This is a genomic window from Pseudomonas sp. 5.2, from assembly GCF_059025405.1.
Map to the genome: position 1 here is coordinate 262,849 of NZ_JBYBHH010000006.1, position 14,365 is coordinate 277,213.

13 protein-coding genes and 1 pseudogene are annotated in these 14,365 nt (G+C 63.9%); 5 read left to right on the top strand and 9 right to left on the bottom strand.

What is annotated here, in order from left to right; genetic code table 11:
* Nucleotides 1–107: 107 nt before the first annotated feature.
* The 5 genes from ligD to AC5PZ0_RS12135 are packed head-to-tail and all read left to right on the top strand — an operon-like array spanning nt 108 to nt 5,659.
* On the top strand, nt 108–2,600 hold the full coding sequence (ligD, locus tag AC5PZ0_RS12115; RefSeq protein WP_493855037.1) for a DNA ligase D: 2,493 nt from the start codon (nt 108–110) through the stop codon (nt 2,598–2,600).
* Entirely contained in the window at nt 2,600–3,643 is a 1,044-nt protein-coding gene (locus AC5PZ0_RS12120) for an acyl-CoA dehydrogenase family protein (RefSeq protein ID WP_027593210.1), read from the top strand. Before ligD ends, AC5PZ0_RS12120 begins: the two co-directional genes overlap by 1 nt.
* Entirely contained in the window at nt 3,640–4,389 is a 750-nt protein-coding gene (locus tag AC5PZ0_RS12125; protein ID WP_099429363.1) for a PIG-L deacetylase family protein, read from the top strand. The genes AC5PZ0_RS12120 and AC5PZ0_RS12125 overlap by 4 nt, the downstream gene beginning before the upstream one ends.
* Nucleotides 4,390–4,400: 11 nt before the next feature.
* Nucleotides 4,401–5,000 (top strand): class I SAM-dependent methyltransferase, encoded by a 600-nt coding sequence (locus AC5PZ0_RS12130; protein ID WP_085272833.1) that lies wholly within the window; start codon nt 4,401–4,403, stop codon nt 4,998–5,000.
* Nucleotides 4,997–5,659 carry a glycosyltransferase family 2 protein gene (locus AC5PZ0_RS12135; RefSeq protein ID WP_493855038.1) on the top strand — a complete coding sequence of 221 codons (663 nt, stop codon included), beginning with the start codon at nt 4,997–4,999 and terminating at the stop codon, nt 5,657–5,659. Before AC5PZ0_RS12130 ends, AC5PZ0_RS12135 begins: the two co-directional genes overlap by 4 nt.
* Nucleotides 5,660–5,717: 58 nt before the next feature.
* Here AC5PZ0_RS12135 and ku read toward each other — a convergent pair whose 3' ends face one another.
* The 9 genes and pseudogenes from ku to AC5PZ0_RS12180 all read right to left on the bottom strand — a co-directional run bounded on the left by ku (nt 5,718) and on the right by AC5PZ0_RS12180 (nt 14,322).
* Entirely contained in the window at nt 5,718–6,560 is an 843-nt protein-coding gene (gene ku, locus AC5PZ0_RS12140) for a non-homologous end joining protein Ku (RefSeq protein ID WP_493855039.1), read from the bottom strand.
* Between the two features lie 111 nt (nt 6,561–6,671).
* Nucleotides 6,672–7,253 (bottom strand): phosphorylase family protein, encoded by a 582-nt coding sequence (locus AC5PZ0_RS12145; protein ID WP_027593205.1) that lies wholly within the window; start codon nt 7,251–7,253, stop codon nt 6,672–6,674.
* 46 nt (nt 7,254–7,299) lie between these two features.
* Nucleotides 7,300–8,451, bottom strand: coding sequence for a carboxylate-amine ligase (locus tag AC5PZ0_RS12150; protein ID WP_493855040.1), 1,152 nt, complete (start codon nt 8,449–8,451; stop codon nt 7,300–7,302).
* 6 nt (nt 8,452–8,457) lie between these two features.
* Nucleotides 8,458–9,411: a methyltransferase gene (locus tag AC5PZ0_RS12155; protein ID WP_493855041.1), complete on the bottom strand. Its 954-nt coding sequence runs from the start codon at nt 9,409–9,411 to the stop codon at nt 8,458–8,460.
* Nucleotides 9,411–10,745, bottom strand: a complete 1,335-nt coding sequence (locus AC5PZ0_RS12160; protein WP_493855042.1) for an iron-containing redox enzyme family protein — start codon at nt 10,743–10,745, stop codon at nt 9,411–9,413. Before AC5PZ0_RS12160 ends, AC5PZ0_RS12155 begins: the two co-directional genes overlap by 1 nt.
* Nucleotides 10,746–10,812: 67 nt before the next feature.
* A pseudogene (locus tag AC5PZ0_RS12165) lies at nt 10,813–10,932 on the bottom strand (con-10 family general stress protein); the annotation flags it as partial.
* A 223-nt stretch (nt 10,933–11,155) separates the two neighbouring features.
* Entirely contained in the window at nt 11,156–12,439 is a 1,284-nt protein-coding gene (locus tag AC5PZ0_RS12170) for an NTP/NDP exchange transporter (protein WP_493855043.1), read from the bottom strand.
* Nucleotides 12,440–12,443: 4 nt separating this feature from the next.
* Nucleotides 12,444–13,352 (bottom strand): aldo/keto reductase, encoded by a 909-nt coding sequence (locus tag AC5PZ0_RS12175; RefSeq protein WP_493855044.1) that lies wholly within the window; start codon nt 13,350–13,352, stop codon nt 12,444–12,446.
* An 88-nt stretch (nt 13,353–13,440) separates the two neighbouring features.
* On the bottom strand, nt 13,441–14,322 hold the full coding sequence (locus tag AC5PZ0_RS12180) for a Dyp-type peroxidase (protein ID WP_493855045.1): 882 nt from the start codon (nt 14,320–14,322) through the stop codon (nt 13,441–13,443).
* Nucleotides 14,323–14,365: the final 43 nt, after the last annotated feature.

Consider the following 14,365-nt stretch of genomic DNA (forward strand, 5'->3'; position numbering starts at 1 on the left):
ATGTGCCCCCGTCGAGCCGTCAGGCGCTCGACGGGGGGAAATTTTGAACTCCCCTCACCGCTCCCTCTCCCACCTGAAGAGCCCCCGCGATTCTTCAGGACCCCGCCATGGCCAAGCCCCTGCAGGAATACCAGCGCAAGCGTGACTTCAATGCCACGCCCGAGCCGAGCGGTAAACGTGGCCGGGGCCGCAAGCCCCATGCCCTGCAGTTCTGCATCCAGAAGCACGACGCCAGCCACCTGCACTACGACTTCCGGCTGGAGCTCGACGGCACGCTCAAGAGTTGGGCCATCCCCAAGGGCCCGTCGCTGGACCCGAAGGTGCGGCGCTTGGCCGTGCACGTCGAAGATCACCCGCTGGACTACGCCGATTTCGAGGGCAATATCCCCGAAGGCCATTACGGCGCGGGCGATGTGATCGTCTGGGACCGTGGCATCTGGGAGCCTGAAGGTGATGCGCAGCAGGCCTACGCCAAGGGCAAGCTGCGCTTTCGCCTGCAAGGCGAGAAGCTCAACGGTGTCTGGAACCTGTTCCGCACCCACCTGGCGGGCAAGAAAGAGCAATGGATGCTAGTCAAATCGCACGATGGCGAAGCCCGTAGCGAGGCCGATTACAGCATCGTCGAGGCCCAGCCCGACAGCGTGCTCAGCGAGCGCACCCTGGTCCCCAGGCGTAGCAAGCCTGCCGAAAAAGCGGCGCCGCGTACCCGCAAACGCAAGGCAGACGCACAGAAGGCCCCGTTACCCGACACGCTGCAACCGCAACTGGCGACGCTGGTCGACTCGCCACCCGCCGGCGACTGGTTGTACGAGGTCAAGTTCGATGGCTACCGGATTCTCGCGCGCATCGACGGCGATGACGTGCGTCTTTTTACCCGCAATGGCCACGACTGGACCGCCAAGCTGCCCCATCAGCGAGATGCACTGCGCACGCTGGGCCTCGACTCGGCCTGGTTGGACGGCGAAATGGTGGTCAATGACGAACACGGTGTGGCCGACTTCCAGGCCCTGCAGAACGCGTTCGATGTCGAGGACGATCAGCACATTCTCTACTACTTATTCGACCTGCCCTTCCTGGGCGGCGAGGACCTACGCCAGTTACCGCTGCAAGCGCGGCGCAAAACCCTGCAGCAATTGCTTGAACAGGCCGACTCGCAGTGGCTGAGGTTTTCCGAAGGTTTCGATCAGCCGGTCGACTCCCTGCTCGACAGCGCCTGCCGCATGAACCTGGAAGGCTTGATCGGCAAGCGCGCCGACAGCCCTTACATCGGGCGCCGCAGCGCCGACTGGGTCAAGCTCAAGTGCCAGCAACGCCAGGAGTTCGTGATTGTCGGCTACACCGACCCCAAGGGCAGCCGCAGCGCTTTTGGCGCCTTGCTGCTGGCCGTGCACGACGACAGCGGCGCGCTGCGCTATGCCGGCAAAGTCGGTACAGGGTTCAGTGCTGCCACCCTGGAAACCATTCATGCGCGACTCAAACCGTTGGAAACCCCCAAGCCGATGCTGAGCAAGCCGCCGACCGGCGCCGAAGCCCGGGGTGTGCACTGGCTCAAGCCGACGTTGCTGGCCGAAGTCGCCTACGCACAGATGACCCGAGACGGCGTGGTGCGCCATGCGGTGTTCCACGGCCTGCGTGATGACAAACCCGCGACCGCGATCGACCTGGAGCACGCCATGCCTGGCAAGTCCGTGGCTAAAACCAAGGCTCAGCACAAGCCCGAGGCGTTGGGCGAACTGCGCCTGACTCACCCTGACCGCGTCATCGACGCCACCCGCGCCACCACCAAGCGCCAAGTCGCCGAATACTATGCGCAGGTGAGCCAATGGATCCTGCCCCAGCTTAAAAACCGCCCTGTGGCGCTGGTACGCGCGCCCGATGGCCTCGGTGGCGAGTTGTTCTTCCAGAAAAACGCTGGCCAACTGCACATCCCCAACGTGGTCAGCTACGACAAGAAACAGGCCGGCCAGGCCGCCATGGTCATCAACCGCGCCGATACCCTGCTGGGCGCGGTGCAGATGAACATGCTCGAACTGCACACCTGGAACGCCACCGACAAGGACTTCGACAAACCGGACCGCTTCGTGCTCGACCTGGACCCGGACCCGGCGCTGCCCTGGAAGGCCATGCTGGAGGCCACGCAGTTGACCTTGACCCTGCTCGACGAACTTGGCCTGAAGGTGTTTCTGAAGACCAGTGGTGGCAAGGGCATTCACATTGTTGTGCCGCTGACCCGAAAAGCGGGCTGGGACGAGGTGAAGGACTTCAGCCATGCGATCGTCGATTACCTGGCCAACCTGTTCCCTGATCGCCTCAGCGCCGTGTCGGGGCCGAAGAACCGGGTCGGGCGCATCTTCATCGACTATCTGCGCAATGGCAAAGGCGCCACCACCGCCTGTGCCTATTCCTTGCGCGCGCGGGAGGGCCTGCCGGTGTCCGTGCCGATCTGGCGTGAAGAGCTGGCCGGGCTCAAGGGTGCCAATCAATGGCACATCGGCAACCTGCACGAGCGCCTGGCCGAGGTGGACGACCCCTGGGCCGACATGGGCAAGACCCGTCAATCGATCACTGCGCGCATGCGCAAACAGCTAGGGCTGGGCTGATGAGCATCATTCAGGACTTTGATTTGAACACCCTCGACCGCCTGTTGCGCACCTTCACCGAAAGGCCGCAGGCGCTGAACCTCGATACCCAACTGCCAGCGCTGATGCAGGCGCTGCAGGCGGACCACCTTGACCTGCTGCCCCTGCCCGGCCAGGGCAACACGCTGCGCCGCTGGCAGAGCCTGGCCCGCATTGCTGGCTGTGACATGGCCTTGGCCAAGCTCTACGAAGGCCATACCGATGCCTTGGCGATCCTGGCCGAATGTGGCGCCGCGCACCATGCGCAGGATGGCATTTGGGGTGTATGGGCGGCGGAACCGCCAGATGCCCGCGCACGTATCGTCGAGCGCCAGGGCGAGCAGGTGCGGCTTTCGGGCCGCAAGGCGTGGTGCTCGGGCGCCTTGCAAATTGACCGCGCACTGATCACGGCATGGGGCGAAGACGACCAACCGCAGCTGGTGGCCATAGAGCTGTCCCACCCCAGCCAAGGCTTGCGTATCGAACAGTGGCAGGCGGTCGGCATGGCCATTACCGCGAGCGTCGAGGTCGAGTTCAACCATACGCCTGGTATCGCCATCGGCAGGCCCGGGCAGTACCTCTCCAGACCCGGCTTTTGGCACGGTGGCGGGGGTATCGCGGCGTGCTGGTACGGCGGCGCCGAGGCCCTGGCGGACTACCTGCGCGAACACTGTCGCAACCCGCGGCCAGACCCGCACGCCGACGCGCACTTGGGGGCTGTGGACGCCGCCTTGTGCGGTGCCAGGGCGGCGCTGCGCGAGTGTGCGGGCTGGATCGACCGCCAGCCGGGCGCAGACGCCTGTTTCGAAGTGCGGCGTACCCGCGCACAGGTCGAGCAGGCCGTCGAGCACGTCATCCATCACGTGGGGCGCGCCTTGGGCGCCTCGCCGTTTTGCCGCAGCAGCCACTTTGCCCGGTTGAGTGCCGACTTGCCGGTGTTCCTGCGCCAGAGCCACGCCGAGCGTGACCTGGCCGCCCTCGGACAGCAGCTGGCTACCCTGCCGGCAGGAGCCTGGCAACTATGAATTTGATCGAGTCGAGTAGCGGTACCCCCTGGTCGGCCTGGCAGCACGCCGCGCACCTGGCCAGGGCCACCTGGATCGACCCAGAGCAACTGTGCCCGCCTGGCCGCCGGCTTGTACTGATCGCCCCGCACCCGGATGACGAAATTCTCATGGCGGGTGGTTTGCTGGCAGGCTTTCATGGGCGCGAGGACGACCTGGTGTTGGTCTCCGCTACCGATGGCGAGGGCAGCCATCCAGGCTCCAGCCACTGGACCGAGCACCGCTTGCGCAGGCAGCGGCCGCTGGAGAGCCGCCATGCCCTGCAACAGCTCGAACTTGACCTCAACCGGCTGGACTGGCGCAGGCTGCACCTGAAGGACGGCGCGCTGCCGCGCGACGAGGCCTTTCTAGTCAACCACCTGAGCCAGTTGCTCAAGCCTGACGACGTGCTGATGGCGACCTGGCGCAACGACGGCCACTGCGACCACGAGGCGGTGGGCAGGGCCGCCGCGCAAGCGGCAATGGCGCGCAAGGTGCAACTGGTGGAGGTGCCGGTCTGGGCCTGGCACTGGGCGCAACCTGATGACCCTCGCCTGCCCTGGCCACGGGCTCATCGCGTGCAGCTGGATGAAACCCGCCTGGCCCGCAAGCGCAAGGCCTTGGCCGCGCACACCAGCCAACTCGAGCCAGATGAAGGCCAACCGCCCGTGCTGCCAGCGAACTTGCAGGAGTGCCTGCTACAGCCTTTCGAATTGGTGTTCTTGTAAAGGGAGTTGTCATGAGCCTCGACGCACAGTATTTCGCCGACCTGTACGCCAGCAGCGAAGACCCTTGGGCCTTTCGCACCCGCTGGTACGAAAAGCGCAAACGCGAGCTGGTCATGGCCAGCCTGCCCCGCCAATGCTATGAGCGCGTGTTCGAGCCTGCGTGCGCCAATGGCGAGCTGAGTGCCTTGCTGGCCGAGCGGTGTGCAGACTTGTTGTGCCAGGACTTGAACCCAACTGCCGTAGGCCTCGCGCGGGAACGCTTGGCCGGGGTCAGCCACGCCTCGGTCGAACTCGGCAGGCTTCCGGGTGATTGGCCCGGTGGGCGCTTTGACCTGATCGTGCTGAGTGAGCTGGGTTACTACCTTGATCCCACCGATTGGTTGCAAGTGATCGAACAGTCAGCCGCCAGCCTCAGCGACGACGGCGGCCTGCTGGCCTGCCACTGGAAACACCCGATCGCGGGCTGCCCCCAGGACGGGCGTGAAGTGCATCGCATGCTGGGCAAGCATCTGCCGCTGTACCCCGTCTATCGCCATGAAGAAGCGGACTTTCTGCTCGAATACTGGTCCTGCCAGCCCAGCGTGGTCGACCTTGACGAGACCTGCCCATGATTGCCGTGGTCATACCCGCGCACAACGAAGCGCGCCGCCTGGGTCGTTGCCTCAAGTCCGTGCGGGCGGCTGCAGACCAGGCTGAGTTGGCGGGCTATCGGGTCGAAATACTGGTGGTGCTGGACCGCTGCAGCGATGGTAGTGCGGCGGTTGCCAGGCGGCACCAGGTGCAGACACTGGAAGTGCACGCAGGCAATGTTGGCATGGCGCGCAGTGCCGGCGCGGCACAGATGATCGAACAGGGCGCCAGCTGGCTGGCCTGTACCGATGCCGACAGCCAGGTGCCGCCGCATTGGTTGCTGTCGCAACTGGCGTGTGGTGCGGACGTGGTCTGTGGCACCGTGCATGTGGAGCGCTGGCAGCCCTGGCAGAAAGCCGCGTTGCGCCGGTTGTACCTGAGCCATTACCAGGCGCGAGAGGGGCACCGGCATATCCACGGCGCCAACCTTGGGGTCAGTGCGCAGGCGTATTTGCGTATCGGGGGGTTCCAGCCGTTGCCGGCGCATGAAGATGTACAGCTGGTGCGCGACCTGGAGGCGCACGGTGCGCAGATCTCCTGGACGGCACGGCATAGTGTGGCGACCAGCAGCCGACGCGACAGCCGCGCCCGGGAAGGGTTTGGGGATTTTCTGGCAGGCCTTGAGGCAGCCCCCACCTGAATCGCAGGCTTATAGAGATCCTTTGTGAGAGTGGGCTGCCGATACATAGATGGAAAGATCAAGAAGCCTTCCGGGTCCGCTTGGCAGGCTTCTTCTTGCCAGTAGCCCCACCCTTGCCCCCCAGGCTGCGTTTGAGCAACTCGGTAAGGTCGATGATGTCGGCACTTTTCTCCGCACTGCCGCCCTCGCCCCTCTCGACCACGCTGATCTTGCCTTTGCTAGCCTTCTCTTCCACCAGGTCCATGATCGTCTGGCGAAACGCATCGTGGTATTCATCCGGCTGCCACGGCCCGCTCATGTCCTCCACCAGCCGCTTGGCCATGTCCAGTTCACGCTTGTCTACCTTGGTGTCGGTCACGCTCTTGTCCAGTTCCAGCGTCTCCAGCCCTCGCACTTCCTCTGGCCAGCGCAAGGTGATCATCACCAGTGCATCGTCCAGCGGGCGCAGCAGCGTCAGGTGCTGACGGGTATGCAACACCACCGTGGCCAAGGCCACCTTGCCGGTACTCGCCAGGGTCTCGCGCAGCAGCGCGTAAACCTTGCCGCCACGGCGGTCGGGGGCCAGGTAATACGGGGTATCGAAATGCTGAAGGGGGATTTCGCCGGAGTCGACGAACGAGAAAATATCAATGGTCTGGGTCGCTTCAGGCCGGGCCGTGCGGATCTCCTCCTCGCTGATCACCACATAGCGGCCTTTTTCATACTCCACACCTTTGACGATGTGCTCCTTGTCGATTTCCTTGCCTGTGACTTTGTTGACCCGCTTGTACCCGACCGGCTCCATGCTGCGTTTGTCGAGCCAGTCGAAGTCCACCCGCTCGGTGCGCACAGCGGTATTGAGCGAGACAGGTATGTGCACCAGCCCAAAGCTGATCGCGCCTTTCCAGATTGCCCTAGCCATCGTTAATCACCTCCCGCCAGGCCCCGCGTCTATCGGGGCTTCTACTGGAAGTGACTGCGGCGCGCCGGGAAGGTTTAGTCAGGCTGCCCTGCGGCGGGCAGCGCCGTTGGATTAGCTGAACAGCACACGCTTGAAGGCTTCGGCGGCCAGGTGCACCTGCACCGACCAGTCGTCTGCCGCGTCGCTGCCGGCATCGTCTGAAATGTACTTGAGGCAGACGAACGGAATGCCTTCGTCACGGGCGATCAGGGCCAGCACATAGGCTTCCATGTCGACGATATCGTAAGGTGCCTCGCCGTGACTGACTTCGAAACTGTCACCACTGCCGCAGGTGCCCAGGGCAAGCCCGGGGATTTCCTCGCCGTGTTCCAGCAGCACTGGGATGTCAGACAGCGGCGTCTCGTACCGGGCGAAGCCCAATGGCGTGACGTCCATGTCGCGCTGCACGAAACGGGTACAGCACACCACCTCGCCCTTGCCATAGCGCTGGCTGCCGGCAGAGCCCAGGTTGACGATCAACTTGGGCTTGCGCTGGGCAATGGCTTTGGTCAGGGCGATGGCGGCATTAACCTTGCCGATGCCGGTGAACACGGTGTTCACATCGGCAAACACAGTGCCCGCTTCTGCCTCGAGGGCGAAGACAAAAAGCGTGTCGGTCGGGGTGATCTGGGGAAATTGCTTGATCAGCATCATGGCGCAGGACGTTCCGAGTGGCTGCAAAGGGCGCGGCCATTTTCGGTCAACCCTGTCTAATTGCAACCCCAGCCGTTGGCAATCCGGCGTTTCCTTGCGTCACCACCTGCTCGACCACGGCCTGTAAAGCGTGTGCTGCGCTTTGCCCATCGGCGTGGGCGCGCTCCAGGCAGTGCAATTGCCGGTCCGCGCTGGTGCCCTCGCGCAGAATGCCGTGGGCATGCTGGAAGGCGCGTTCGGCGTCGACAGTGTCGACCGGAAACTGGCCCTGTAACTGCCCAAGCCAGCCTTGCGCCGTGACCGGCTGCTGCCCATCGGCACCGATGAATTGACCATGGCGCCCATAGCGCATGGCTCGCCAGTAGTTTTCCTGTGCGACCCAGCGCAGTTCGCGATTGAAGGGGCTACGTTCATGCCTTGGCTGCAGGTTGTGCTCGACCAAGTGGCGAAAGACGCCGGCAATGCTCAATGCGTCCTCAAGGCAAGGGCAACCATCGCAGATACGCAACTCGACTGTCGGAAAGCGCTGCGAAGGCCTGATCGCCCACCAGAAATCACCCTTTTCTGCCAGTGAGCCGGTCCTTTGCAGCAAGGCTCGGTAGCGCTCGTAGGCGGGCCAATCAGCTAATGGCTCTGGCAGCCCCATGTGCGGCCACTCGCCACAAATGACCCGCCGGTAGCTCATGTAGCCGGTCGCCTGGCCCAGCCATAAGGGTGACGATGTGCTGAGCACTAGTAGCAACGGCAACCAGGGCACCAGGCGATTGATCAGTTGCATGCGATCGCAGTCAGCCGGTACGCCTACGTGCACGTGCAACCCGTTGAGCAGGCTGCGCCGTGCCACATGCCGGTAGTCGTCGAACAGCTGGCGGTAGTGTGCCGAGGCTGCCGGCTTATGCCGTAACCAAGGTGCATTGGGGTGGCTGGCTGCGCCATACAGGCCCATACCCTGCGCCGCCAGTACGTCGGTCAGCCGCTGCCGCGCATGCACGAAGAATTCCCGTGCCTGGTACAGGTTCGAAAACACCGGCGAGGCGACTTCTATCTGGCTGCGGAACATTTCCTGCACAAAGTACGGCCCCACTGCCTCTCGGCAGTGCCTTGCCAGGCTGGGCGCCGGCAACGCTGGGACTTTGCCGGTGGCAAGGTCCACCAACAAATACTCCTCTTCGATGCCGAACGTGCAAGGCCGCGGCATAGGCCTTCAGCCGTTGCGACTGACAGTGAGCGCTACGGCGGCAATGCGCTCCACGTGTTCATACCCGGGCTCAGCCAGTTGCTCGCCGAACACATCGGGGTCGATTTCCCGGTAGACCCAAGACCACTCCGGGCCCGCCAGGCGTAAACGAACAGCTTCAAGCAAGGCATCGCGGCCTTCGACGATCGCAACACCGGTGTAGAGCAACAAGGTGCCCCGCGAACTCAAGCGCTCCAGCGCCTGCTCGACGATACGCAGTGACAGCGCTTCGCCCAGCGCACCACCGCCGTGGCGGTAGGTGCGCGCGCTGAGGTCCAGCATGTAGGGAGGATTGGCGACAATCAGGTCAAAACGCCCGGTTGTGCCATCGAGCAGGTCACTGGCGGCCACCGACACGTTGTTGATCCCCGCCAAGGCGGCATTGATGGCGGTGTAGCGTAGCGCAAGCGGATTGATGTCCACCGCGCTGACCTGCGCATGCTGGGCGGCGCGCGCGATGATCAAGGCGCCCACGCCGGTACCGCAACCGATGTCGACCGCATGCTCCACCCGAGACAAGCGGTGTTGCAGGTGATCGTGGATGACCTGGGCAAAGCGGTAACTGTCGGGGCCGAAGAAAACTGCGTCACTGGCGTGGGTCGGGTAAGCCGAATGGACCAGCAGCAGGTCGTCCAGGCTTGACCAGCGCACCGTGGTGGCCATCAGCTCGCCGCATCGCGTCAGCACCTGCGCGCGCTCCAGCTGGTGTAGTAGGTCAGCAGGCATCAGCGAAGGCGCGAAGGGGCGGCTCCAGCCGAACACGTCGCGCACGTTCGTCGCCTGCCTGGCGGCATCGCGGGCATTGTTGCGGGCATGGGTGGCTGGGCTGACGCAGGTAAAGCGGTAGCCTTCGGCACGCAGGCGCTTGCCTAATTGCAGCAAGGCCTCGTCTGCCTGGCCTTGAGACGAGTCGAGCACCATCAATGGCATCCCTCTTGAATCAGGCCGGTTGCGCGGACGAAGGCTTGAGTAGCCTGCAAACCTTCCGGCAACGCGTGACGGTTACCGGACATCCGCTCCATAAGGGTAGCAAGCGCTTCTGGGGCAATGCTGGCGTTCGGTACTTCGCTCAAAGCTGAAGGTGTATCCCAACTGCCAGGCACGACGCGGCGGGTTGTGGCCTGCCAGTCGTCGGCGATCCAGTCATGCCACAATTGTTTTTCGTACGCCGTGAACACCCCGAACATGGCCGCCGTTGGCCCTTCGATCAGCTTCCACCAGCGGCTGTTCGCCGGGTCCTCGCCGCGGCGAATCCAGCCCTGGGCCTGCAGGGCACTGACAAAGGCCGGGATGGCCCCAGGCTCGGCTAGCCATTGATTAATGGTGCGTTGCTGCAAGCGGCAATGATCGGAGTGCATGAACTGACCATACTGGCGCTTGCACTCCAAAGCCGCGAACAGCTGCGTTTGAAGGTCAAACTGGCTGACCAGGTTGGCAGCCGAGATGCCCAGGTCGTTCAGGCGGTAACCCCGCCGCACTCGCTGATAGAACGCCTGTGGGTCTTCTGCGGGGCACAGTTGGTGCAACGCCTGGATAGACAACTGCGCGTGACCACTGGCAGCGTTGTCGATGGTCACGTGCAACTGGAAGTAGTGGCCATCGATACCCAGCTCCGCCAGCTCGTAGGTGGTGATCAGCAAATGCAGCGGCGGTTGTTCGTAGCCAAGGTTGTAGCCCAGCACTTCGGGCAGAAATTCGTCGCAGTTCTGCCCCAAGGCCAGTTGCACGGCACCTTGCAGATAACGGTCGTCATCCAGTGGCGGCAGTTCCAGGCAGCCGAGGCGGCTGAGCAGCCGTTGGTAGATCAACACATGGTTACAGCGCGGGTCGCCATTGCCCAGCTCTTCCAGGTAGGTGCGGATCAGCCCGTGGTAACGCGGGTCTTGCCAATGCTGCAGCGTGCCGTGCAACCAGGCCCCGTCCACGGCCTTGGTCGGCGCAATTTGCTGGAGGAACCACAACGCATGGGCGCGGTTGCTGAAAAACTGGCGTGGCCCACCTTGATGGCGCTGCTGGAGGTATTCGGCATAGGCCTTGGCCACCTCAGCGGCATGCTGGGCGCTCCAGGCAGGCAGCTGTGAAGGGTTGGCCGGCAGGTCGTCGGGGGACTGCTCGACGCGGGCGATAAGTTCATTAAGCCACGCAGCGCTGGTGGCGTCGTGGCCTTGCAATAGGGTCTGGTACCGGTGCTGCAGGCTATGGCTTGCGGTCATAGACCTTTCATGAGTAACGGTCTTGCAGGTCATCACCGTCATGCCGTGCGCCTCTGAATGCAGTGCCAGGTCGCCCTGGCACTGCGGATCCCTCGGTTACAAACGACGGTTACGAACGACCGCCTTTGCGGCTGGTGTCGTGAGGCATGTTGCCCCCCGAAGACTGGCCGCCTTTACGCCCGGCTTCGGACGCTTTTTCACGGTCGTTGGCGAAGTTGCCTGGGTTCTTGCTGCCGCCTTGGCTGCCTTCCTTGCCTTGGGTGCCGGTGCGGCTGTTCTCTTTGTTAGCCATGGTCTTCAAGCCTCGTATGACTTCAGGATGCACGGCGCTGGGCCGTACATAGCTTCGGAGTTCGGCGATATCGAGGGATTCGTTTTATTGCCGCACGTTCGGACCGGTGGCGTTAAATAAGGGAAGGTTACGTATTTGGTGCGCCAAGCGACCGCCCGCCTCACTCGGCATCGGGTGCATCGAGCCGCGCCTGGCGGCGACCCAGCCAGGCGCCGGTGCCGGCCCAGCCCAACGCGATCGCCGCGCCAATCAGCATCGCCAACTGCGGGTGCTCCGCGATCACATCCAGTGCCCTCTTGAGCCAGCCGCTGAGGGCGTCACCGCCGCGGTAGACCACGGTGTCGATGAAGTTCTTGGCTTTGTACTTGTCTTCTGCCGACAAAACGGTGAAGAGCATCTCCCGTCCCGGCCGGACCAGCGCATATTCACCGGCCCGGCGCACCACCATCACCACCACGAAGGCGGCGAACACCGGGGCAACTGCCAGCCAGACAAAGCCTGCGGCCATGATCAACGGCACCGCCACCAGCAATATGCCCACGCCCATCCTTCGCGCTAGCCGCCCGGTGAGAAACACCTGCGTGAGAATCGCCAAGGCCTGGACCACGGTGTCGATCAGGCCGAACACCTGGGTTTGCCGGGTGCGGTCGGTGAAGGTCTCGCTGACGATACGCGCCTGTTCGAAGTACAGGAACGTGCTGACACTGGCCAGCAGCACCACGAACAGCGCGATGCCCAACAGGTAAGGAGCGCGCAGCACGGCAGTAGCCCCCGCGAACGGGTTGCCACCCAACGGCTTGGACGTCGAGCGCTGCAGGTGGGCCGGCAGCGGATGACGGTCTCGCCAGCGCTGCAAAAACAGGGTAGCGCCGGTGCTGCCTAGCAAACATAGCCCGGCCAGTACCAGCAGGCCTGCATGCCCCAGCGGACCCACCAGCAACGTACCCAGGATCGGCCCGCAGAGGCCGCCCAGGCTGGCACCCGCTGCCAGCAGGCCAAATAACCGTTTGCCTTGTTCGGTGGCAAACAGGTCGGCAAGCACGCTCCAGGCCAGTGAAATGGTCAGCAAGTTGAACACCGACAGCCAGATATAGAACGCGCGCGCAGTCCATACATCGTCCGGGGCCCGGGCAAACAGCACCGCGAACAGCAACAGGTTGCTGGTGAAGAACCCGTAGGTCCAGGGCAGGATTTGCCGCCGCCGCACCTTGGATGCCAGCCAGCCGAACAGCGGCAGACATGCCAGGGTGGCGACGAAGGTGCCGGTGAACAGCCACTGCAGGTTATCCACGCCACCGGCCACACCCATGGTCTCGCGCACCGGGCGCAGCATGAAGTAGCCGGTGAACAGCAAGTAGAACAACAACAGGCCGGCAACCACCGCCGGCCCTTCGCCCGGTTGTATGTTCAGCCCTTGGTCCAGACGCCGCCGCCAGCCTTGCATGGTGTCAGCCGAACTGTTCGATCAGCGCCTGTTGCTGCGCCTGGCTGAGCAATGGCGTATGCCCGGCCTTGAGCTGGTCGAGCTGGCGATCCGGCCGGCTGGTGGCGGGAATGACCGTGGTCACTGCCGGGTGGCTGATGGCGAACTTCAGAAACAGCTGTGCCCAGCTGCCGATACCTACTTCCGATGCCCAGCCAGGCACCGGTTGGTCCTTGACCCGGGCAAACAGCCGGCCGTCATCGAACGCCCGGTTGATCAGCACCGCGACGCCCTTGTCTTGGCACAATGGCAGCAGCTCACGCGCGGCCTGTGGGGCGTTGACCGAGTAGTTGATCTGAATGAAGTCGAGCGGTTCGCTACGTACGATCCTGGCCACTTCATCCTGGCCGCTGTTCAGGTAATGGGTGATGCCGACGTAGCGGGTCTTGCCCTGCTGCTTGAGTTCACGGGCGTAGGGCAGTTGGGTCTGCCAATCGCGCAGGTTGTGGATCTGCAGCAAGTCGACTTTGTCGGTGCGCAAGCTGCGCAGGCTGCCTTGCCACTGCGCTTGTGCGTCGGCCTGGCTGTTGGCGGCGATCTTGGTGGCTAGAAAGCACTGCTTGTGCCAGCCGCCCTCTTCCAGCAACTGGCCCAGAATGCTGTCGGCCCCCCCGTAGTTGGGCGAGGTGTCGATGACCCTGCCGCCACCTTCGAAGAAGGCCCTGAGCACCGCGCCGAGCTGTTGGTACTGAGGCGAGCCGGCCTCAACCTCGAAACTGCCAGAGGTACCGGCACCGATGACCGGCAAGGCTTCGCCGGTGGAAGGGATAACGCGCGTCAGCAGGCCACTCGCCGCCCCTGCGTGCAGCCAAGGGCTTGCGGCCAGCAACCCCAAGGCTGCACCGGCGCGTAGGACATCACGACGTGCATACATGGAAAAGCCCCCGTCATGAACCGGAAACTTTCAAGGCTAGCCGCTCTACCCCGCCTCGGCGAGTGATTCTGTATCTGGATGTTAGCGATCAGGCCTGCAACAGCAGGCGCAGGTCCAGGCCGGTTTCACCCATCGGCGGGCACCAGTAATAACCACCGGTCAGTGGCCGGCTGAAGCGGTAGAGGCCGTCGATGATGCCGTCTTCCAGGCCGCTCATGCGCCGCAGTTGCACTTCGAAGGCATCGAAGCTGTGGCCCAGCGCCACGAAGGCAAGGCCAGCACCACGGGCGTCGGCCCAGGCGACCGAGCGACGGACCATGAACGCCTCAGGTTCGAAGCTTTCCTGGGCGGTGCGTTTGACGTGCGCGGACGCCGGGGCGTCGTCAAGCTCTTCGTTGTCGCTGAGGCGGCGGCCGATGATGTTGTCCTGGTCCGCCTGGGGCAGCGACTTGAAGTACTCCAAGTCATGCTTCCACAGTTGGAACGCGGCAAAGCTGGAACCGTAGAGGCCAGGGGGGGCGTCCTCAACGATGGCGGCTTGCACGGCGTCTTCGTCCACCGGGTTCTCGGTGCCGTCTTCATAGCCGGTCAGGTCGTGGCCACCCCGGTGCAAAAAGCCATCGACGCTGTCTGCCAGGCGCAACGCCGGGGCCAGCGCGTGTTCCAGGGCCTGGGCACGCAGCAGCAGGTCGCCACGCTCGTTACCCCGCAGCCACAGCCACAAGGCGTGCTGGGTGCTGGGGTTCTCCACGGCGGCGTCCAGCAGCGGGAAGGCACGCAAACCCGGCACGTCACGGCCCAGGGCCTTGGCCAGGGTCGCGCCGACGCCCAGGATCAACTGTTGGCCGTCGACCTGCGGCAGCAAGGCGTCGAGTGCGGCGGGCAGCGCTTCGGGCGAGTGCAGCGTGAAGAACAGGTGGCGGGCATGGGCCGGCACCGGCGTGGCAAGCAGACCTTGCTGAAACGGCATGACAGGCTAATCCTCGGTAAAAGCGCGCATGCTACTGCGCCGG